At 63.7% G+C, this 22,451-nt stretch carries 17 protein-coding genes; 12 read left to right on the top strand and 5 right to left on the bottom strand.

All coding sequences use genetic code 11. The features are described from left to right. Positions 1-394: 394 nt before the first annotated feature. Positions 395-538, bottom strand: a complete 144-nt coding sequence (locus GFS60_RS40135) for a hypothetical protein (protein WP_328799790.1) — start codon at positions 536-538, stop codon at positions 395-397. A gap of 873 nt (positions 539-1,411) precedes the next feature. Between GFS60_RS40135 and GFS60_RS22430 the strand changes: the two genes are divergently transcribed. Then, positions 1,412-1,732: a hypothetical protein gene (locus tag GFS60_RS22430; protein WP_236603250.1), complete on the top strand. Its 321-nt coding sequence runs from the start codon at positions 1,412-1,414 to the stop codon at positions 1,730-1,732. A gap of 637 nt (positions 1,733-2,369) precedes the next feature. Beyond that, positions 2,370-4,496, top strand: coding sequence for an acyltransferase family protein (locus tag GFS60_RS22425; RefSeq protein ID WP_159924704.1), 2,127 nt, complete (start codon positions 2,370-2,372; stop codon positions 4,494-4,496). Between the two features lie 538 nt (positions 4,497-5,034). Here the strand turns inward: GFS60_RS22425 and GFS60_RS22420 are convergent. After that, on the bottom strand, positions 5,035-6,516 hold the full coding sequence (locus GFS60_RS22420; protein WP_159924702.1) for an O-antigen ligase family protein: 1,482 nt from the start codon (positions 6,514-6,516) through the stop codon (positions 5,035-5,037). Positions 6,517-8,027: 1,511 nt separating this feature from the next. On the opposite strand from GFS60_RS22420, the gene GFS60_RS22415 reads away from it, so the two are divergent. The 3 genes from GFS60_RS22415 to GFS60_RS22405 all read left to right on the top strand — a co-directional run bounded on the left by GFS60_RS22415 (position 8,028) and on the right by GFS60_RS22405 (position 10,016). Continuing rightward, entirely contained in the window at positions 8,028-8,537 is a 510-nt protein-coding gene (locus tag GFS60_RS22415) for a hypothetical protein (RefSeq protein WP_159924700.1), read from the top strand. A gap of 52 nt (positions 8,538-8,589) precedes the next feature. Further along, entirely contained in the window at positions 8,590-8,751 is a 162-nt protein-coding gene (locus GFS60_RS22410) for a hypothetical protein (protein ID WP_159924698.1), read from the top strand. Between the two features lie 77 nt (positions 8,752-8,828). After that, a complete protein-coding gene (locus GFS60_RS22405) occupies positions 8,829-10,016 on the top strand; it encodes a TerC family protein (protein WP_159924696.1) in 1,188 nt (395 codons plus the stop codon). A gap of 127 nt (positions 10,017-10,143) precedes the next feature. Here the strand turns inward: GFS60_RS22405 and GFS60_RS22400 are convergent, their stop codons facing one another. Then, entirely contained in the window at positions 10,144-10,587 is a 444-nt protein-coding gene (locus tag GFS60_RS22400) for an SPW repeat protein (protein WP_201453423.1), read from the bottom strand. 95 nt (positions 10,588-10,682) lie between these two features. Beyond that, positions 10,683-11,039: a hypothetical protein gene (locus GFS60_RS22395; RefSeq protein WP_159927456.1), complete on the bottom strand. Its 357-nt coding sequence runs from the start codon at positions 11,037-11,039 to the stop codon at positions 10,683-10,685. 403 nt (positions 11,040-11,442) lie between these two features. Between GFS60_RS22395 and GFS60_RS22390 the strand changes: the two genes are divergently transcribed. Continuing rightward, positions 11,443-11,805 carry a type II toxin-antitoxin system HicB family antitoxin gene (locus tag GFS60_RS22390; protein WP_159924694.1) on the top strand — a complete coding sequence of 121 codons (363 nt, stop codon included), beginning with the start codon at positions 11,443-11,445 and terminating at the stop codon, positions 11,803-11,805. Positions 11,806-11,960: 155 nt separating this feature from the next. Here GFS60_RS22390 and GFS60_RS22385 read toward each other — a convergent pair whose 3' ends face one another. Continuing rightward, complete coding sequence (locus GFS60_RS22385) at positions 11,961-12,461, bottom strand: chromosome condensation regulator RCC1 (RefSeq protein WP_201453422.1); 501 nt, start codon at positions 12,459-12,461, stop codon at positions 11,961-11,963. A 171-nt stretch (positions 12,462-12,632) separates the two neighbouring features. Between GFS60_RS22385 and GFS60_RS22380 the strand changes: the two genes are divergently transcribed. From GFS60_RS22380 to GFS60_RS22355, 6 genes are all read left to right on the top strand, one after another. After that, positions 12,633-13,358, top strand: a complete 726-nt coding sequence (locus GFS60_RS22380) for an HAD family hydrolase (protein WP_159927452.1) — start codon at positions 12,633-12,635, stop codon at positions 13,356-13,358. A gap of 2 nt (positions 13,359-13,360) precedes the next feature. Then, positions 13,361-15,703 (top strand): glycoside hydrolase family 65 protein, encoded by a 2,343-nt coding sequence (locus GFS60_RS22375; RefSeq protein WP_201453421.1) that lies wholly within the window; start codon positions 13,361-13,363, stop codon positions 15,701-15,703. A 167-nt stretch (positions 15,704-15,870) separates the two neighbouring features. Next, complete coding sequence (locus GFS60_RS22370; protein ID WP_159924689.1) at positions 15,871-17,844, top strand: hypothetical protein; 1,974 nt, start codon at positions 15,871-15,873, stop codon at positions 17,842-17,844. A gap of 10 nt (positions 17,845-17,854) precedes the next feature. Beyond that, on the top strand, positions 17,855-19,315 hold the full coding sequence (locus GFS60_RS22365) for a hypothetical protein (protein ID WP_159924687.1): 1,461 nt from the start codon (positions 17,855-17,857) through the stop codon (positions 19,313-19,315). Next, positions 19,309-20,817 carry a glycosyltransferase gene (locus GFS60_RS22360; RefSeq protein WP_159924684.1) on the top strand — a complete coding sequence of 503 codons (1,509 nt, stop codon included), beginning with the start codon at positions 19,309-19,311 and terminating at the stop codon, positions 20,815-20,817. The genes GFS60_RS22365 and GFS60_RS22360 overlap by 7 nt, the downstream gene beginning before the upstream one ends. Next, a complete protein-coding gene (locus GFS60_RS22355; RefSeq protein ID WP_159924682.1) occupies positions 20,814-22,451 on the top strand; it encodes a glycosyltransferase family 39 protein in 1,638 nt (545 codons plus the stop codon). The genes GFS60_RS22360 and GFS60_RS22355 overlap by 4 nt, the downstream gene beginning before the upstream one ends.

The raw sequence follows: 22,451 nt of genomic DNA, 5'->3' as shown, positions 1-22,451 counted from the left end.
GGGTGGGCTACGGTCGGCCTCGCTTGGGGCCAGTGGAGTCGTGAGGACGACGGCCGAGGCCGAGCGATGCAACAGGCGTACGACGGCTCCGCAGTCCAGCCGGAGTTTCCACAGGATATGCACAGGCGCGAAATCTTTGACGAGTGTCCAACCGCGGGCATACTCGACGGGTGTGGTGGTGGATTCTAGGGGCTGCGGTGCTGCTGTGGGCGGTTTTGTCGGTACCGCTCGCGATACTGCTCGGCAGAGCGGCGCGGCTAAAGGATGTGCGGGAGCATCCGGCCCCGCTGAGCGATGACCACCGACAAGATCCGCCAGGCCAGACGGTGGCATAGCACCACGTGCTTCTCATCAGCCAGGCCAGTCAAGCTGAAATCAACCCGCCGTTGGGTCCCTATGCCCCTTCGTGACGGGTACGGGCGAGCGGGCCATCGACGGCCCGGTCGCTGCGCGCTCGCGCGCGAGCGGTGAGTTCCCAGATGCGGCTGGTCTCATGGACGCCGAAGCAGGGAACACCGGTCTCTTGCGCACGTTGCATTATCGCGGAATCCTTCGCAGACCCGGCTCCATCGATGACGTCGGCCGTTGCGATTACACAGAGGACGTCACCGTTAAGTTCCCGTATCGGTTTCAAACCCTGGGCCGTCACCCACTGCCGTAGCTTCGCCCAGTGAGTGACTTCGAGATAACTCGTCGGGTTACCGACGAACAGAACCAATCGAGATCTTCGTGCACGTGCGACCTCTATGCGGGAAACAGTAGCCATGGTCAGCTTCCTTCCACGAGCAGGCTCCACGGCGCGGCAGAGGGCCCGGCCTGCCCCCCAATACTTGCGTCGTCGTCGACGGCGCGTTAACCGGAGTCAAGCCCCGTGCGGGAGTGCTCTGCCTGTCGTCGAATCGACCGACGACCACCACATCACTCGATCGTCTCGGAGTAACTCACGCTCGTCTTTCAGTCGCGCCGCCGAACCGAACAGAACGGCAAGCGGTATCGCCCCGAGTCCCCATATCACGACTATTCCTATGACCCACCACATGCCGTCCAGTATGCCGATAAACATACGTCCGGTCTGTTTTTTTGCCAAAACGAGACTTACTACTTAGTTAGGTCTCGTTCTGTTACAAACCTCGAATAATCGCTGCCATACGAGAAGTGGGGGAGCCGAACGGAGCATGATCTCCGCCGGCCGGTGGCAGGGTCGATGCCGGGGCCGAGAATCGTCGTCTCAACACTGCTCCGAGACCGACTCGATACAGCGGGTACAGGCGCGTGGCAGAAGGAGCCTCGACTCCAGCGAGCAGCCCGCCGTCGTGGCGTGGACCGCGTCAACCCTGACATTCGGTTGGGTACGTGCGTTGACCCATGGATCAAGGACGGGCATGGGCCCAGCAGCGGTGGATCACAATCGGTGGCCGCCATTTTCACCATTACGATCTCGGGATCTGCTCACTGGCGGGCGTGGGGGCCGTTGCGGCACGCGGCTCCGAGAAGCAGCGGCGGTATCCGACCGTCCCGCTATCGTACGGCGCCGGACTCGCGTTCACTGTCCGACGAGTTGGCGTTGCTACTCGACCTGGAAGACGCGTACTGGGCTAGGGAGGGACGTACCAGTGTCGACGCGGAAGTAATCATCATCGGGATCGGTCGGCTGATGACGGCAGGGCTGGAGTTCAAGCCCTCCGCCGAGCGCGACAACAAGCCGCAACTCGTGTGTGACCACAGAATCTGAACTGGGGCCCACACTGTGAGCCCCAGTTCAAAAAAGCCGACTTATGCGCCGCTGGATCCAGCTTCTGACCCGAAGGTGAGGAACTGCGCGAGGAAGGTGACCAGTTCCGTGAGGCTGCCGAAAGCTGAAGACATTTTTGCTCCTGTCGAGGCGTCTAGGGGGAGAACTCTGGATCTGCACCCTGTCGGGCACTCGTTCTTTCTACACGACCGGCCCGACATCGCAACCGCAACGGCCAAGTGCCGCAGTAGAACACGTGACAATCTACTCAGAGATCGAAGCCCTCGCGCACCAGAATCGGGTTGACTGACGAGTCGATGAGCGGAGAACCTGCCCGAAAAGAAAACTGTATCCGCTTACGCTGCTCGTACGACTGTTGGGATGGCGGGAATTGGGGCCTTTAATCGATCTTTCGGTATGTTATTGCGCTGCACGATACATTTCTCGCAGGTGAGTCGGGTTCCATCACTCGCCGCCTCGCACCTCCACCGGGTTGCTCGGCCGTAGGGGGCTCAACACAACTTGATGGCGGGCGGTCGAGTCAGTCGACCGACACAACCGGCGAGTAGTAACCGGGCGGTCTATATTGCACCCATCCCCTTCTTCCTGCGGGGGCTGAGATTTCGAGGGGAAGTCCGTGGCAACCATTACCCGCTCCACTTCGGCGCGCAAGAAGCGGGTCAGGAGACTTGCCGGCAACAAGCGGCTCGACATCCAAGGATTGCGCGCGGTCGCTGTAATCCTCGTCGTCTTGGACCACCTTTTCGGATGGCCGCGCGGAGGATTCATCGGAGTCGACGCATTCTTCGTGATCTCCGGCTTCCTTATTACTGGGATTCTGGTACGCGAAGGCGAAAAGTCGGGGTCATTGTCAATCAGCAACTTCTACAGGCGCCGAATACGCAGGATCTTCCCTGTCGCGTTCTTGGTCCTCGGAGTTGTCGTCACTACCTCGTACCTCCTTATGCTCACAAGCCGATTCCAATCGGTCGCATCTGACGCATGGTGGTCGCTGGTGTTCTTGGTGAACTGGCATTTGGCTGCTGCGGGCACCGACTATTTCCAGTCAGCGCTTCCACCATCCCCGCTGCAGCACTACTGGTCCTTAGCCGTCGAAGAACAGTTCTATGTCGTGTGGCCAGTGCTAATCGTTAGCATCATCTGGGCACGCAAGAGGTGGGGCCTCAGCTTCTCGCTGCCGATGATCGTGTTGTCCGTCGCCGTAGCTGTCACAGCGGGAACGTTTGCGTTTGCGATGTATCAATCGCAGGCGGCCCCCACCATCGCCTACTTCTCAACATTGACCCGCGCATGGGAACTCGGAGTTGGCGCCATTCTAGCCGCCCTATCCACACGGCTCGCCCATATGCGGCTGGCCATCAGGCAAGCACTTGGCTTCGGCGGACTCGCGGGCATCGTCATTTCGGCTTTCGCAATCGGCCCGGAGTCGACCTTCCCCGCACCACTAGGCGCACTCCCCGTCATCGCTACGGCAATGGTGCTCGCATCCGGGATAGGCGCTGGGGACGACATCGTTGCAACGCATGCGTTACGGCTGAAGCCCGTCGTTTACATCGGCACGATCTCATTTTCCCTGTACCTCTGGCACTGGCCTATCGTTGTACTACTACAGACCGTGATGGACACCGGAATCGCCTACTACGCACTCGCCGTACTCCTTACGGCGTCCCTCTCAGTGGTGTCCTACCACCTGGTTGAGAATCCAGTCCTTAAGTCGAGTTGGCTCAGATCGGTGGATAGGAAGCACGGTCGACGACGAATTACCATGGTCCCCAATGCGCACACAATGAATGTGGCGCTCGGCGCACTAACAATTGCTGCGGTCCTTCTCGGCGTCATTGCACTAAATCCCAGGATTCCGACTTCCGCCCCCACCCCTTCAACAGCCGTAGCCAAGGCTGCGGACCAGGGCGAGTCCGACCCCCTCGAACTGTCGATAAAATCGGCACTGTCGGCAGAAGAATTCCCCTCTCTTACCCCGCCCTTGGATAGCATCAAATCTGGTATGCCAGAGGAGATGACAACTTCGGCGAACTGCTTGAACCCGTCCACCATTACCAACCCTAGTTACTGCGCGTACGGCCCGAGCGATGCAACGAGGAAGGCCGTTGTGGTCGGCGACTCTACCGCGGTCAGTTGGCTGCCGGGGATCCGAGAAGCCCTAGAGCCTGTTGGATACCGCATTCGTGGCATTGGGTTCGGAGATTGCCCGTTCATCGACGCGGAGATAGTTATTGAAAAGGACCCTGAAGCTACCCGAGTGTGCAACGAGAGCCGATCCGGCATCATTGATCTGATCAACAATAGCCGGCCAAACCTTGTGGTGCTTTCCGATTTCGAGGGCGGACCTGGCAGACTTAAGGAAGCCCCGAATTCAGGCGAAGCTTGGGCCAATGCACGCGCTTCCATTATCCGAAAGCTCGCGCCGAGCGGGGCAAGGGTATTCGTCATCAGCCCTAATCCGAGGGGTCAAGCCGCAACGGAATGCGCAAGTCGATTCGCATCACCTTCCGAATGCGCTAGCGATGTTTCGGATGCCTGGTTGAACAAGCAATGGGCGGACGAGTCCGCATCCCAGCGAAGTGGCGCCACATTCGTTAGCGTGGAGCCCTGGTTCTGTTACAGCGGAACATGCCCGATCTTTGTCGAGAACATAGTTGTCCGTTGGGATTCGACTCACGTCACCTCCCAGTACGCCCGCTTCATCGCACCACGACTGCGAGAAGCACTCGATGGGCAGTGAGACCCTTGCGAGGAGGCGGACGATAGAGGCTTTGATCAATTCGCCAGCTAACTGCGAACGTCGGAGTAGTCCTTGTCGCGCCATGCCCCACAGCCGCGCAATCGTAGGCCAGGGGCGCATTCTTGGTGATTAGTAGGTTAATAAGGCACTTGTGAGGGCGGGCCTCGTCCCGCTCGATTTTGCAGTAGCGGAACCGGCTGACAAGCTTCACCGCACCTGATTGGAGAAGCGGGGATTGGAGAAACACCTTAGTGGTCGGTGCCGTTTCGCTGCGGGAATCTTCACCGTCTCGCTGACAACAGACTTGGGCACGATCGACAACAGGCGAGGTCGCAAGATTGGCCGGGCAGAACTGCTTATGGCATCAAGGGTCTCCTCCGACTAGGAACTGAGACATCGAGCAGCGGAAATGGACGGCGCATGACAGAAGGGTCGATGACAAAAACGGCACACCAAACTTCGGTTGCGGCGGAAGCGGAGACGAAGTCGCCCAGGGCTCAGTTGCCGCCAGTCGAATGACCATGTAGGGATGCGTGCTTCAGTTCCTCATCGCAGACGTGCCTGCGGTCACTCCATCTACGCTCTCGGCCTGCCGATCCGTAACGTGGCCTTGATACTGGTCGACGAATTCGACGGTGGTCACACTATCCCGCTGCCGCGAGGTGAGTAGTCCGACAAGCGCCCCGAGCGCGCTCCCGACGAGCGCCGATGTCGGCGAGTCCAACGGTAAGGGTGCCACCCAACAGATCGCCAGTAGTCCGCCTAGAGACGCTGCGAGCGCCACCGCAACCGGATTCTTTGACCAGACGGTTCCCTTCACGACCGGAACCAAGGTGGCAAGCAAGAACAGGAGCAGGCCAACCACGCCTGTCTTTACCATCATCCACCAGTAGAAGTTGTGCGAGTAATAAGGTGCGCGGTCGTACCAGAATGTCCCTTGAGAGCCTTGCGGCCGTTGATACGCGAATCCGAAACCGTGGCCCACGACCGGATCCTCATAGAACGCCCGCTCGAGATTGCCGATTTCGCGCTCCCTATATCGGGCGGAGTCATCGCGAGCGAGCGCGTCAGACCTGAGTCCATCGACAACCCGTGAGGAATACCCGTCGATCTGCGTTGCAAACCACTCTCCACCAGGGAGGCCACTAAGCATCGGGCTGACAGTAAGGACGCCGAAGATCACCAGAGCACCGACAGCAACGCGGATCGTTGTACGACCGACTGCGCCAGCGGATCGGGCGGCCAGTATTGCCAGTAATAGCGTGACAGCGATTCCAAGGATGTGGTTTCGCGAAAACGCTAGGAACAATATTAGGAGTGCCGGGACGGTCCACATCCACGTTTGCGCAAGCGAGAAAGTTCCGCTCACCGCGAGCGCGAGGCAGACACACAGGGTGGTCAGTGCAAAGAACGTCGCTGCCGTGAGGTACCTCGTCGCGCCGCCGTCACCAGTTGTCTCAAACAGAGTGGCAATCTCAGAACGCCCGACTAGCGTGAGTACTCCGGCAGAAGCGAGCATGATGAAAGCAGCTGAGATCCAAAGTGACCACTTCATAGTGCGGGCGCACATGCGGCCGAGATCTGGGGTTGTGACCGCTGCTGCCGCCACGGCGACGGCCATCACCATCTCGACCGGGTATCGGATATCGGCAATGACCTTGCCTAGTTGTGCGGACACTAGTAACGCGCCGATCAGGCCAACTCCCAGCCAGGCCACGAGCGCGGCGACCACCCGCGTGGTGGGCTTCGCGACGGGCCTGGTGACCGCCCAAATAAATGCGGCAACGAGCACCGGTTCGTAAAGTTTGAACGCGTACCCACCTGCGGCGAATCCCGCGGGTATTCCGTTGGGCAACGTCGTTGCCGCCAGGAAGAGCGTTAGTGGAACTAGGAGCTCATACCGCCTTCGGAGCAGAAGAATCCCGCACACAGCGATCAGAAAAAGCACCGTATACGTCGCGAAGAACATCGCCGCGGCAACTGTAACCAAGGCACTTATCACAGCGATCGCTATCCACATACCGGGAAGGTTAGCCGACGGACCGACTGCGGGCCCGCCGGGCTGATCCCATTGTCGCTGTCAGCAAGGGAGCGCTTCGCGAACGCGACTGTTCCACCGCGAAGATCTCGGACCCTCGAGATGACGAAATCCAGCAACCCCGCTGGACCTCGTTCGGAAGTATCGTCGAGCACAGAATGCCGACGCCTTGGGTTGTAGAAGCGTTCGCTAGTACCGACTAAATGTTGGCCTGTTTGATGTCTCGTCGATTAGACGGTGCGGTAGACGCACTTGGTTCTTCAAATTCGCGAAGGAATCTCGACCGTACCGTTGTTCCACACACTCCGGTACGGGCAACAAGGACGGACCTCATCCCCAAACTCCGCCACAAGGCGCCGAAACGGACCCGAAGTTGTACTGACTGCAGCGGTCGGCGCGAAAGACCGCCTCCGGTTCGATGTGCGTCGATGCGGCCACGTCGCCCAGCGCAGTGGCGATAAGTTCAGCGCGAAAGTGGTCGGCGATCGAACGGCCGACGATCTTGACGGATCGATGACAGCGGCTCCGACTGGAGCCATACCGGATCTGTTAGTCCGCGTCTTCACTGCGGATCGTCCAGGGTTCACATGCGTCACGCAACATCATCTGTGTCGAACGCTCCAATTACAGGAATATTCGCCGCTCGCAGTGCGCAGACCGGAATTGATGCAGCCGTCGAAAGTGCGCGATGCAGCGGGTTTTCGCGGACCCGGTAGCGAGTGGCTGTGCGCTGCGGCACTGCCACCCCTCGTGGAAGCATGGGATGGGGACGGGCACGAGACGCCGGAGCGTCCGACGATCCACGGACGCTGATGAGCCGACAGCCTTCCTGAGTATCTCAGTATCTCCCTGTCGCCTGCCATTGCCGTGCGTCGAGCGCCATAACGTCGAGCGCCTTCAACAATGAGACAGAGACTTAGGACTTTGGCGCATACCGTCACGCGATGTACGACATAGTGCCGGCCCTGGGCGGGGCGAACAGCCAGCAAGGTGCGGGCGCGAGGTCGTACCCTACGGATGTGCATGGGCGGCCGGTGGTCTCGATCAGCGGAATCCCGGCGAAGTCGATTCCAGGTAACAGCCCGGCGGTATTGGTTGCATCCGGGTAGACGGCGGGAACCCCCAAACCGCCCCAGGTTCCGACAGGGCGATCGCAAACGAATAAAGTAGAAGACCTCTCCACCGTAGAGGGTTGCTGGTTTTGTCCGCGGGATCTGCAACTTCACATCCCCAATTTTGTGGGGGTACGACATCTGTGTGAATCGAACTCAATCGGTAATCCGGCAGCCACGCCTAGAAGGCACGACCAGCGGCCTAGTCCCTAACCCCGTTCGGAAAGCAGCATTAGCGATCGACTGCGATGGAATCTGCCGGGAATCCTCCCTTAGAGTCCACGGGCGCGTTCAAAACACGATCTTCGCGCTGTCGCGAAAAGTCGCTGGCCGTGAAAGTCCGACCACCGCCACTGTCGGGGTGGCACCATTGCCGTTGTGATGTCCGAACTCCAGTACGCGCATCTTCGCAGTCGATGGCACCGCCTGCGGGCTGCTTGGAAGAGGAACCTTGCTCCCGGTGAACAGTCGGCCGTCTGGGCATGGAGTTCGTTCACCGCCACCTTCTGCGCGGTGCGGGCACTGACGCACTGGATCAAGGATGGCCACGGCCCGAGCAGCGGCGGCATGAAACTCGGCGGACACCATTTCCATCACTACAACATCGGCATCGGCACCTTGGGGATGATCGGTGCCATTGCCGTCCGTGGTTCCGACAAGCAGCGACACCATCCCACCGTGGCGCTATCGTATGGCGCGGCGGTGGCGCTCATCGTCGACGAACTGGCGCTCCTACTCGACCTGGAAGACGTCTACTGGGCGAAGGAGGGGCGGACGAGCGTCGACGCCGCGGTGACCCTGATCGGGCTCGGTGGGCTGATGACCGCAGGATTCGAATTCTGGCCCGCCGCCCAGCGGGCCCTTCAACCACGCGATTCGCACGCGCGATAGTGCGCCGCTGCGCTCTCAGGTTTCCCCAAGGTAGGCATCGCATACTTGAGCGGTGTGGTGGATTATCGGCGCAGTAGCGACGTGGATCGTCTTGTCGATTCCGATCGCGATACTGATCGGCAAGGCGGCAGCGCAGAAGGACGTGCGCGAACGCCCTGCGCCGGCGTCCGATGACGGCCGCGAGACCGAACCGCCCGACGGCAAGGTCGCCTGACGAACGTCCCTGCCGACCGGGTGGTCCGCGGTTAGGCTGACGACAGCAACCGCGTTCCCGGCTGGAAGGCAGAGACGATGCATGTGACTCCGCTCGCCTGGGGCCTGACGATTGTCGTGATCGTCGCTCTGCTCGCGTTCGATTACTTCTTCCACGTCCGCCACGCTCACGTTCCGACCCTTCGGGAAGCGGCGATCTGGTCGTCGATCTACGTGGGCCTCGCGCTTCTTTTCGGCGTGGTTGTCCTGATCTTCGGTGGCACCACGATGGGGTCGGAGTACTTCGCCGGTTACGTGACGGAGAAGGCGCTCTCCGTCGACAACCTCTTCGTCTTCCTCATCATCATGTCCAGCTTCCGGGTGCCACGAGAAGACCAGCAGAAGGTGCTGCTGTTCGGCATCGTGTTCTCGATCTTCGCGCGCACCGCGTTCATCTTCCTCGGCGCCGCGCTGATCAACTCGTTCGCTTGGGTGTTCTACTTCTTCGGGCTCATCCTGCTCATCACCGCCGGCAACATGCTGCGCCCCGAGTCCGAGGAGTCCCACTCGGCCGACAACTTCATCATTCGGATCGCAAAGAAGTTCATGCACACCACCGAGCACTACGACGGCGACAAGCTGTTCACCATCGAGAACGGCAAGCGGGCCATGACGCCGATGCTGTTGGTGATGGTCGCCATCGGTGGCACCGACATCTTGTTCGCCCTCGACTCCATCCCAGCGATCTTCGGCCTCACCCAGAACGTCTATATCGTCTTCACGGCCACCGTGTTCTCCCTGATGGGTCTTCGGCAGCTGTACTTCCTGCTCGACGGGCTGCTGGACCGTCTCATCTACCTCTCGTTCGGGCTGGCGGCGATCCTGGGCTTCATCGGCGTCAAGCTGATCCTGCACGCGCTGCACGAGAACAACCTGCCGTTCGTCAACGACGGTGAGCCCGTCGACGTGGTGGAAGTGAGCACCATGGTGTCCCTCGGTGTGATCATCGGGGTCCTGGTCATTACCGTCATCGCCTCCCTGTCGAGTCAGAAGGGCAGGGCCCAGTCGGCGATCGCGGGCGCCCGCCGCCATGCAGCGAACTACGTCGATCTCGACTACACGGCCGATGCCGAGGAGCGCGAACGGATCTACAACAAGCTGGTCAAGGAGGAGCAGCAGCTCAAGAGCCTCGACCCCAAATTCAAGAAGATGGTGCGCGAGGAGACCGCGCTGCTGGAGCTCATCAAACGCGCGCACGCGGACCACGACGCGTTCCTCAACCGCTGAGAATCCAAACTGCCGCTGCGAAGCCTCCTCCGCCGGCGGCTCTGAGAAATCCCGCCCACATGCGGCAGCGCCCGCCGTTGATGGGCGGGCGCTGTCTCCGGATTTCCTTTCTTACGTAGTCGACCAGTTACTTCATGCGGTCTCCGCGGTCTTCGCGCATCCCCATCGCTGTGACACCGAGACCGAGCAGGCACACGATGGCGCCACCGATCACGTTCGACCAGATCATGCCGGTGGTTGTGCTGATATCGGCCACCAGCCACGGGCTGACGATCATCCACAGACCCAGCAACGGCGCGACGAAGGTCATCCCGTGGGTGCGGCCGTACGCCGATGTGAATCCCACCGCGAGCAGGGCAACAGCGATGCCCGCGATCAAGTTGCACATCGCCAATCCCATTTGATCGCCGAAGCCCACGATCCACGGCGACGCCGCCACATACAGCGCCGCAATGAACATCAGACCCTCGGCCACCTGCGTGACGGGCCTCTCCGCGACTCTGTCGTAGCGATCGCGCAATGCAGCAATGTCGGGGTGTCTCTCGATCGACATTCCGGATGTCGTCGACATGACTCATTCACCTCCAAGAACGAAACGGTTCCCCACCGTGGAGTGCCCGCGCCGAAACCTTCCAAAACCGCTGTGAACAGGAAATACACCCGATTTCACGCACCTTCCCGCGGCGTCCCGTTCGCGAGCGACATACGGGCTCGCACCCGGGCCGTGGTGTGCCAGATCGTGGTGGTGTCGTGGACGCTGATGCAGGGCACAGCGTTGTCCCGGGCCTGCCGCACGACGAGCGACTCCGCCGACGAACACCGGCCGTCGAGCACATCCTCGGTCACGATCACGCAGAGCACGTCGTCGCCGAAAGACAGGATCGGTTCGAGTCCCTGAAGAACAACCCACTGCCGGACCATCGCCCACTGCGACACGTCCGAATGTCGAGTGGGATTACCGACGAACAGCACGCGCCGCGATCGACGGCATCGCGCCGCCCGGATATCGGAAATGGGTGCCATCACGGGTGTTCCTGTCCACGAGGATGAGTGATCCGATGCGCGCTAGCGCATGGCACAACTCTCCCGCCGTTGCCGGCTGGCGTCTGTCCACCGATCGGGCGCCATTTGGGTGGAACTCTTTGTCCCCCGATCGACCGACCCGAGGTGGGCGCGAAAGTACGTTCGAGCGCACATCGGCGCGTCGCATGATCACGGTTCCACCACGAGCAATGAGCAGTACGCGCACCTACCTGAGTGGTATCGCTGGCGATACTATCGGGGTCGGAAACAAGCGAAGTTGATCGCGAGGATGAGGTCCGCAGAGCGTGACATATACCGAGCTGTTCAACTTCTGCTGCGACCCCGGCTTATCAGGTCGGCCAGGTCGTCACCGCATACGACAAGCTCACGAAGGAGGCCGAGAATGCCTGACGCATCGCACTACACCTATCGGGTGACCTGGTCGGAGGACGACGGCGAATTCGTCGGGGCCGTAGTCGAATTCCCGTCGTTGTCCTGGCTGGCGGAAACACAGGCCGAAGCACTCGACGGTGTCATCGGCGTCGTCCGTGAAGTGCTCGAGGACATGACGCTGACCGGCGAACAACCACCAGTCCCGATCGCGGATCGGCCCTACAGCGGCAAGTTCATGGTGCGCACGTCCCCTCAGGTGCACCGCACCCTGGCGATCGAAGCCGAAGAACAGGGTGTCTCGCTCAACATGCTGGTCAACCAGAAGATCACGGCCCCGGCTGCGCCTCGGTCAGCAGCTGCCGGTTCCGCCTGATCGAAGAGATACGGGGCGCGCCGGGACTTGCGGGCACGTACTGCGAACTACTCGCCGATCGCGTCGGCGATCCCTGAAGAGTCAGACGCATCTCCCCGCGGACACGGCATGATTCATGCGTCTCCGCGGGGAGGGGTGCGTCGTGAAAAGTCGCCTCAGTTACCGCCCTCGGCTGGCGGGTCCTCACCCTCGGCTGGCGGATCCTCGCCCTCCACCGGCGGGTCTTCACCCTCGACCGGAGGATCTTCACCCTCCACCGGCGGGTCCTCACCCTCGACCGGCGGCGGATCCTCGCCCTCCGCGGGCGGCGGCGGCACCGGCGGCGGCACGACGGGCGGTGGCGGGATCACCGGCGCCGGCGGCGGCGCGACGACTGCGGGCGGTGGATTCACGGGCGCCGGCTGACCGGCAGCAGGAGCCTGCCCGCCACCGCCGCCCGACCCTGCGCCCGGTGCACCGCCGCCACCGTCGTTCGACCCGGGCGGGGCGGCCGGCGGGACCGACTCCGAGGTCTTCGTCGTCGAGGTGGCCGAGGTCGTCGTGGCCTTGGTGGTGGAGCTGGAGGTTTCGGAGGTCGGTGTCGGTTCGGTGTCGGATCCGCACGCCGACAAGGTGAGAAGTGCGCAACTTGCCGCGGCTACCACCAAGCGTTTCAAGGACAGCTCCTTCGTTTGCACATCTATTTACCGGTCACCGCGGAACCTACAGTCCGAACGGTATGGTTTGTCCGGTTTCGGTCGAAATCGAGACCGACCCGCTTCCGATCCGCCGACACCCGCGCGCGCCTCGGCGAAACCACCGACGACGGCGGTACCGTCGAGAAGGTGATGGGACTGCCTGATGCGATCTCGGCCTGTTTGTTCGATCTCGACGGTGTGCTCACCGGCACGGCGGTGCTACACCGCAAGGCATGGAAACGCACGTTCGACGAGTTCTTGAAGCATCGCGAGGGCCCGAATTTCCGGCCGTTCACCGACCAGGACTACTACGACTACGTCGACGGCCGGCCCCGCGCCGACGGGGTGCGCACCTTCCTCGCCTCCCGCGCGATCACGCTGCCGGAGGGACTTCCCGACGATCCGGCGGGCGCCGAGACGGTGAACGGTGTCGGCAACACCAAGAACGTCCGCCTTCTGCGGGTGATCGACGAGGAGGGGGTGAGCCCGTACCCCGGTTCGGTGCGATACATCAAGTCCGCGTACGACGCCGGCTTGAAGATCGCGGTGGTCACGTCGTCGGCGAACGGAAAGCAAGTCCTCGACGCCGCCGATCTCAGCCGATATGTGCACGTGCGCATCGACGGCGTGGTGATCCGCGATCAGGAACTCCGCGGCAAGCCTGCACCGGATTCCTTCCTCGCCGCAGCGCGCGCCCTCAACGTGCATCCCGATCAGGCGGCCGTGTTCGAGGACGCCCTGTCCGGGGTGGAAGCGGGACGCGCCGGTGAGTTTGGGTTCGTTGTCGGCGTGAACCGCAACGATCAAGCCGAGGCCCTCCGCGAGCACGGCGCCGACGTGGTGGTCAACGACCTGGCCGAACTGCTGGAAAGGTGAGCATGGCAGACGACAAGGGCTACGAGATTTCGCCGTGGCAGCTGCGCTGGCGCGGACTGGACCTGCAGGCACTCCACGCCACCGAGTCGACCTTCGCTCTCTCCAACGGACACATCGGTATTCGGGGCACCTTCGAGGAGGGTGAACCCCGGGGTCTGCCCGGCACCTACCTCAACGGTTTCTACGAGCAACGCCCGCTGCCCTACGCCGAGGCCGGTTACGGCTATCCCGAGGACGGCCAGACGGTCGTCAACGTCACCGACGGCAGCATCATCCGGTTACTGGTGCAGGACGAACCGCTGGACATGCGGTACGGCAGTGCCACACACCACGAGCGGGTGCTCGACTTCCGGTCCGGCACACTGCGCCGCACCACCGAATGGACCTCCCCGACCGGCCGACGGGTGCGCATCCATTCGGAGCGGCTGGTGTCGTTCACCTCCCGTGCGGTCGCCGCCATCCACTACGAGGTGGAACCACTCGACGGGGACATCGAACTCGTCCTGCAATCGGACCTCCTGGCGAACGAGCCGATCCCGGCCCGGACGGACGACCCGAGAGTCGCCGCAGCCCTGGACAACCCGCTGATCTCCGATTTCGCCGCCGCCCACGACTTCCGAGCGGTACTCGCCCACCACACCCGGAGCTCGGGACTGCGCATGGCCGCAGGCATGGACCACGAGATCGACCTCCCGGCAAATGCCCGCTGCGGCATCGAGACCGAGAAAGATCTCGCCCGCCTCACCGTCGCCGCCGATGTGCCGAGCGGACAACGACTACGGGTCACCAAGTATCTGGCCTACGGATGGTCGGCCCGGCGGTCCACACCAGCATTGCGCGGGCAGGTCGAGGGCGCCTTGGCCGGCGCGCTCGAAACCGGGTGGGACGAGCTGCTGCGCCGCCAACGAGAATACCTCGACGACTTCTGGGAAACCGCGGACGTGGAGATCGACGGTGACGCGGAACTCCAGCAGGCGGTGCGTTTCGCCCTCTTCCACGTACTGCAGGCCGGTGCGCGCGGTGAGTCGCGCGCCATTCCCGCGAAGGGCCTGACCGGCCCCGGCTATGACGGGCACGCGTTCTGGGACACCGAGACCTTCGTGCTGCCGCTGCTCACCTATACCGTGCCCGACTCGGCCCGCGACGCCCTGCGCTGGCGACATTCCACCCTGGACAAGGCGAAGCGGCGGGCCCTGCAACTCGGCCAGGGCGGTGCCGTCTTCCCGTGGCGGTCGATCACCGGCGACGAATGTTCCGGCTACTGGCCCGCCGGAACCGCCGCGTTCCATGTGGGCGCCGATGTGGCGGTGGCAACGTCGCGGTACCTGGCCGCCACCCACGACGCCGAGTTCGAGGACGAATGCGGGCTCGAACTGCTGGTCGAGACGGCACGGTTGTGGGCCACCCTCGGCCACCACAATTCCCGCGGCGAATTCCGCATCGACGGTGTCACCGGACCGGATGAATACACGGCCATCGCTGACAACAACGTGTTCACCAATCTCATGGCGCAGAAGAACCTCCGCGACGCGGCCACCGCGTGCGAGCGGCGACCCGCCAAGGCTCGCGAGCTCGGCGTCGACGACGAGGAAGCGGCACGGTGGCGGGACTCGGCCGAGCACATGCGCATTCCGTACGACGCCGCACTGGGCGTGCATCAGCAGTCCGAGGGCTTCACCCATCACGACGAATGGGACTTCGAGGGCACCCCGCCCGAGCACTATCCCCTGCTCCTGCACTACCCGTACTTCGACCTGTACCGCAAACAGGTGGTCAAACAGGCAGACCTGGTGCTGGCGATGTATTTGCGTGGTGATGCCTTCACCCCCGAGCAGAAGATCGCCAATTTCGCCTACTACGAGGCGCTCACGGTCCGCGACTCGTCCCTGTCGGCGTGCGTCCAGGCGGTCATGGCCGCGGAGGTCGGACACCTGCAACTCGCCTACGACTACCTGGCCGAGGCCGCGCTCACCGATCTCCACGACCTCCATGCCAACGTGGAGAACGGACTTCACATCGCCTCCCTGGCGGGTACCTGGACGGCCTGCGTCGCCGGATTCGGCGGCATGCGGGACCACGACGGTGACGTGACGTTCGCACCCCGGATCCCGCCGCAGTTGACGCGATTATCGTTCCGCATGACCGTGCGCGGCAGCGCAATACACGTCGATGTCCGTCCGCTGGTGGCGACGTATCGGCTGATCTCCGGCGAACCCCTCCAGTTGGCGCACCACGGAAGCACATTCACGTTGGACGCCTCCCCGGTCACCAAACCGATCCCCGCGGCACCGGACAGCCCCGCCGTCCGGCAACCGTACGGTCGTGCGCCCGTTCATCGCGGGTAGCGGCCATCGGAGGCTCACACTCCGCGCCGGCGGAACAGCGTTCGGCGAGGTGGTGGTTCAGGTTCGGTAGACCGGGGTATGAGGTCACAGGGTAGCGTCCTGGACGGACGTCCCATTTGTACCGTATGCCCCACCTACTGATTCGTCCTGCACCGAAAGAGTCGCCGATGCCCGCACGACCGCGTGTTGCCCGACTCGTTGCTGTACTGGCCGCGTGCGGACTCGTCCTCCTGCCGATGCCGGTTGCGTACGCGCAGGACCCCGCAGACCAGCCGGCACCCGCCGATTCGGTCAGTCTCGGTTCCCGCGCACTCGGTTTCGGTGACGTCGTTCCGTTCCAAGGCAATCAGGACGAGGTTACCGTCACGGTGCCTGTCCCACAGGGTCTCACCCCCACATCGCTCGAGGCGGTGGCCGATCTTCCGGGCAACGTGGGACGTGCCTGGATCGACGTCGAATCGGCGGACCGGTCGCTGGCCCGGGTGGATCTTCCTGGTGCTCCCGCTGCCACCGCGCCGATATCGATTCCGCTCACCGGCGCCGAGGTCACGGATCAGGCCGTGGCGGTCACTCTGCGCAGCACGCTCATCCCGATCGACAACTTCTGCCCCGAGGCCTGGACGAGCCGTGGCCTCACCCTGCGGGACGTCACGGTCCGCTACAGCGGCGCACCCACGGATCCGGCCGTGGTGGCCGACTTCCTGCCGCCGGTTCTGCAGCAGCTCGTCCTCTACATCCCCGGCGACCCCACCGAGGTCGAGAGCGCCGCCGCCCTCGACCTCGCCGGGGCGGTCGTCGCGTACTACGGTGCCCAACCAGTACGCGTCGACGTCCGAAAATTACCGGAGGGCTTGCCATTGCTGCCTGCCTCCGGCGGCCCGTTCGAGCGGTCGGTGATCATCCGGGAGAGCGGCGAGCCCGCAACAGAATTGGTTCCCCTGCCCGGAGGCGGGTCGGCCTTGCGCCTCAACGGAGACGACGCCACGTTGCAGGATCAGGTTCGACTGATCACCAGCAAGGTCGCTGCGGTGGCTGTCGACGCCCGCGCCATCGCCGGGTCGATGGATCGTCCGCCGATACTTGCGCCCACCTCCACCACCTTGCGGAATCTCGGCCAAACGAACCTCGTCGCCACGTCCAGCGGGCGGGCCGAGGTGGCCGTGGGCGTGGATCAGAGCCGACTCGGCCGGGCGTCGGGGTCGTTGCGGGTCAACGTGCAAGGCTCGTACACCCCACTGTCCGAGGACCGAAGCGGGCTTCTCTCGGTGACCGCGGGCGAGTACACGCTCGACAGCTGGGCGGCCGAACCCAGTGGAGTCATCGATCGCTGGATCGACGTCCCCGACGACGCCCTGCGCCGGGTCACCACCCTCACCGTCGCCCTGGACACCACGGGTGCCACCAACCACTGTGGCACGGAGCAACCCGTCACCCTCACCATCGACCCCGACAGCGAGGTCACCAGCGAACCGTCGAAAGAGCCGAATCCGACAGGTTTTCAGGCTCTGCCGCAGTCATTACTGCCGGGGGTCGACGTGGCCGGTACGGTCGGTGGGTTCGACGACACTGCCCGCGCGGTGGCCGTCGTCGCAGGACTGCAGTCGTTGACCACCATCCAACTCGACCCCCGCTGGGTGTCCCTGCAGGAGGCGATCGAGTCCGGTAAGCCCGCCATACTCATCGCGGCCGACGGCGCTCTGCCCGACAGTGTGCCGCTGCCACTCGAACGCACCGAGGACACCACGCTCGAGCTCACGGACCCGTCGACCGACGAATCCGCGGCGGTCACCCTGGGGGCACCGATCGACTTCGCGTCGCTGCAAACGTCGTTCGACGGGAAGCGGCAGCTGGTCGTCGCCGGTTCCACGGGTGTGCCGGGGGAACTCGACCGCACGCTCGAGTGGTTGCGTAGCTCCCCCGACCGGTGGGCCGGCCTCGACGGCGACGTCCTGTTCACCGCCGCCGACCGGGAACCCGTCGAACTGTCCGTGCCGGGAAACGGCAGCAGTTCGGCCTCTTCGGGGATATCGGCGGCCCTGGTGTGGGTACTTGCGGTAGGCGGGGCGCTCTTCCTGGCAGGTGTCGTGGTGGCAGTGGTGGCGCTCCTGCGGTCACGTCGCTCGCGCACCGCTCCGCGGTGACGACTCCCCCATGGTTACTCGACATCCCGCGTTCGACGCATCCTGGCGCCTGGCCGTCCGCTGGATCCTGATCGGCGCCGCCACCGTCCTCGGATTCTGGAAGACCTGGCAAGACGTCTGGTTCAGCGCGGCCGAAGGCACGGCCATCGGTTATGTCTTCGTCGTGCCCTTCCTCTGCATCACCGCGGCCATCGGAATTTCGTTACGACGGAACAACGAGTTGCCGATCCACGACCGTCAGACCGACAAGATCGTGGGCGGCATCGGTCTGCTCGTGTCGCTGGGTATTCGCATGCTGCTGATGCCCCGGTACGCGGAGAACTACCAATTGATGCATCTCGACGTGGTGGCGGCGTGGGTGTTCCTGTTCAGTGCCGCGATCCTGGTATTCGGACTGCGATCGGTCAGCCGCTTCTGGCCCGTGTGGTTACTGGGCATCGGGCTGTTCCCCCTTACCTACCGCACTCTCGGGGTCCTGCTCGGTGGCAACCGATTCGCGTTCGGGCTCATCATGGTGGTTCTCGCGTCCGGGGCCGCGGCCATCTCGGTCAACCGCAGCAACCGGCGGGCGGTCATCGGCTTCGCCGCCTCAGTTCTCCTCGGCACGGTCGCCCTCTACTTCACGGTGCAGCAGTTCCCGACCGCCCCGCTGTTCGTCGTCCAACTCGGTCCGGCCCTGGGCAGTGCCATTCTCGTCGGGATTGCGTTCTACGTGTACACGAGGCGCGGTGGCCCGATGACACCGCTCGACCGGCCGGTGCGGCGTCCCACGACACCGAAGAGTGGGTTGACGACGGTCGCCGTCTTCGCAGTGGCGCTGGTGATGTTCATCCCCCCGCTTCCGAACCAGAACCTCACCCCCGTCTCCCCCGGCCCACCGCCGGCCGCCGCCGCGGGGATTCTCGTCCCCAGCGGATGGGAGCAACGCGCGGTGACCGAATATTCGTGGCCGCGTCGATACTTCGGTGTCACTTCGGAACTCACCCGCCAGACCATTCGCACCACCGAGCCGAACCCCGCGTGGGATACCCAGAACCGCAACCGCACCGTCCAGGTCGACGTGCTCTCGGTACGCCGGCCCAGCACGCTGGAGGTGTATCCCAGCCAGACCATGTACGAACTCGAAAACGCGCGGGTCAGCCCCAAGGTCGCGATCGACATCGGGCGGGGTGTCGTGGCGGAGATGTACACCATCGTCGACGACGACCTCCTGCTCACCTGGAGCAACCTCAATTTCGTGTGGGTGCGGAGCCCGGAGCTGACCCAGCGCATCACTCTCGTCAGCGTCGACAACCACGAACCCGACGCGCAGTTCCCCGAACCGGCGCCGTCCATGGCCACCAACGGTGCCAATACGCTGGCCGTGCTGCTCCGCGGACAGAACGCGGTGTCCGACACCGAGCCGGAATACAAGGACCGCGACATGCTGGTCACCTTGGCGGGGGAAATCGTGAAGGAGCAGCAATGGTGACCCGGGAAAATGCCTACGCCCTCGACGACGGCGTGCACTCCGACGCCGAGTTTCGGGCGGCGGCCTTGCACGATGCCGTGAACGGGCTGCGGGAGAAGCATCCGCTCTCGTCGGCGTCGGTGGCGTTCTTCCCGTGGCAGCGCAACACACTCCTGGCGCTTGCCGCCCTGACGATCCTGTCGGCCGTGTTCTTTCTGACGCCCACGCTGATCGTTCTCACCCTGCTGTGCACGCTCGGCTATGTGGGGACGATGATCGATCGCCTGCTGCTGTTCAGCCGTGGGCTCGACGGCAGCACCATCGTCACCGTCAGCGACGACGAAGCGCTCGCCGTCCCGGACGAGCAACTGCCGTCCTACACGATTCTGGTGCCGGCGTACGACGAGCCGGAAGTGGTGGCCGACCTCATCGGGGCGATGGCCGCGCTGAAGTATCCCGCCGACAAACTCCAGGTTCTGTTGCTGCTCGAGGAGGACGACGACGTCACTATCGAAGCGGCCCGAGCAGCGGGCGTCGGAGATGTGGTCACGATCCTCCTCGTTCCGCCGGCCGACCCGCGAACCAAACCGAAGGTGTGCAACTACGGGCTGCACTTCTCCACCGGCGAGATCATCACGATCTTCGACGCCGAGGACCACCCCGATCCGCTGCAACTGCGGCGAGTGGTCGTCGCCTTCGACCGACTGCCCGACGACACAGCCTGCGTGCAGGCCAAACTGGCGTTCCACAACGGAACGCAGAACCTGCTCACCGCCTGGTTCACCGCGGACTACGCCCTGTGGTTCGGGTTCATCCTTCCGGGGCTGATGCGCAGCAACGCACCCATTCCGCTCGGCGGGACGTCGAATCATCTGCGTCGCAGCGTGCTCGACGAGATCGGCTCCTGGGACCCGTTCAACGTCACCGAGGACGCCGACCTCGGTGTGCGCATCGCCGAATCGGGCTATCGCACCGCCGTACTGGATTCCACCACTCTCGAAGAGGCCAACAGCGACGCCATCAACTGGGTGCGGCAGCGGTCCCGCTGGTACAAGGGGTATCTGCAGACCTGGCTGGTTCACATGCGCCGTCCGATCGGGTTGTGGCGCGGACTAGGCCCGGTCGGGTTCTTCCGGTTCACCACCCTGATGGCGGGCACTCCGCTCATCGCCTGCCTCAACATGGTTTTCTGGTTGACCAGCCTCGCGTGGATCCTGGGGCAGCCGTCCGTGATTCAGCAGATCTTCCCGGCCTATGTATATTTTCCGGCGCTCATCTCGCTCGTCTTCGGCAATGCGGCGGTGCTGTACATGAATCTGATCGCCTGCCGCGAGACGCACAACTCGGCGTTACTCGTGGCCGCCCTCACCACACCGCTCTACTGGGTGATGATGAGCGTCGCCGCCCTCAAGGGCACCTACCAGTTGGTGCGCGACCCGTCGTACTGGGAAAAGACGTTCCACGGTCTCAGTGCGCCGAACACATCCGGTTCGGCGAGTTCCGGAGCGGGGGACGCTTCTTGAGGCCGACGCGGTGGTTGTTCTGGGGGTGTACCGCGCTCTATCTCGGTGTCGGTCTGTATCTCACCGTGGGTCAGGGCTTCGTACTCGGTGATGCGCTCAGCCGGGCGTCGGCGGCGCGCAGCGTGTGGTTCAGCCGCGACCCGCATCTGGCGGCCATCGGGTTCGTGTTCACTCCACTCACCGCGCTGGTGCAGTTGCCCACCGTCCTGCTCAGCCACTGGTGGCCGGACCTCACCTCGTGGGCGGTGACAGGGGTGCTGATGTCGGCGCCGTTCATGGCCGGCGCGGTGGTGCAGATCCACAAGATCGGTGCGGACCGCGGCTGCCCGATCTGGCTGGTCTGGACCGTCACCGCCGTGTTCGCGCTCAACCCCATGATCGTCTTCTACGGTGGCAACGGGATGAGCGAGGCACCGTTCCTGGCCATGATGTGCTGGGCCACCCGGCGGCTCATTCGCTGGTGCACCACCGACGACATCCACGATCTTCTTGCCGCAGGGTTTGCGCTGGGCCTCGCTTACCTCGCACGATACGACGCCTTGGCCGCCGGGCTGGCCGTCACCGTCTTCGTCTTCGCCGTCACCGTGCTGCGCCGCGGGTGGGCGAACCGCCGCGCACAGATGCGGCCCGCCCTTCTCGACGCCGTTCTCGTCGGGTTGCCCACTGCCATGGCCTTCTTCGTCTGGGCCACCGTCAGCTGGTTGATCACCGGTCAGGCGCTGCAGCAGTTCTCGTCCACGTACGGCAACGCGAGCATCCTTGCTCAGAGCGGCGGCGGTTCCACCGACACCGTGTACGCGGTGCTGTTCTCGGCCGCCGAGAGCCTCGTGCTCGGGCCCGCGCTTCCGCTACTCGTCCCGATCGCGGCTGCCCTGGCGTGGCGGCGTCGCGATCTCGAAGTGCTGGCGGCGGTGGCGGTCCTGGCGTCCGTCCTCGGCTTCGCCACCTACAGTTACGCGCGCGGTATGACCTTCCCCTTCCTCCGCTTCTACCTGTGCGCGTTGCCGTTGATGGCCGTGCTCGCGCTGCAACTGGTACCCGCCGGGGACCCGCTGGTCGAACGGCGCCGCGGCCCATCCGGTTTCGTCCGCACCCGGTTCGCCGGCGCACCAGCCGTTCCGGCCGCCCTCGCCGCAGCCCTCGTTGTCCTCACGCCCGCAGTCACCGGGGCGTCGATGCTCTCACCCACGCTGTCGAGCCAGCAGTACGCGCTGCGGTCCATCGTGTTCCCGTCGAGCACCGACACCTCGGACCGCCGGGCGACCGAACAGCGGATTTTGGCCAGCTTCACCACCGAGCGTGAACTGGCCCGGTACCTCGATGCCCTGGCGCTGCCCGACGGCTCGGTCCTGATGGATACGGTCTACGGCTTCGCGGTGTACACCGCCACCGAACGTCCCCGCACCTTCGTGATCCCATCCGATCAGGACTTCACCTCGGTGCTGAACCGCCCCGCCGAGCATGGCGTGCAGTTCGTCCTGGCGGTACCCAACAGCGGTCGCGGCGAATCGGATGCGGTCAACCGTCGCTACCCGACGCTGTACGAGACCGGCGCAGACATCGCGACCCTCGAACTCGAGGTGCCCAACGACGGGCAGGACCAGCCGACGTGGCGGCTGTACCGGGTGCTGTAG

The sequence above is a fragment of the Rhodococcus sp. WAY2 genome (assembly GCF_009859915.1).
Classification (GTDB): domain Bacteria; phylum Actinomycetota; class Actinomycetes; order Mycobacteriales; family Mycobacteriaceae; genus Rhodococcus_F; species Rhodococcus_F oxybenzonivorans.
Note: the sequence above shows the minus strand (reverse complement) of the source record. Positions and strands in the feature narration are given on the sequence as shown.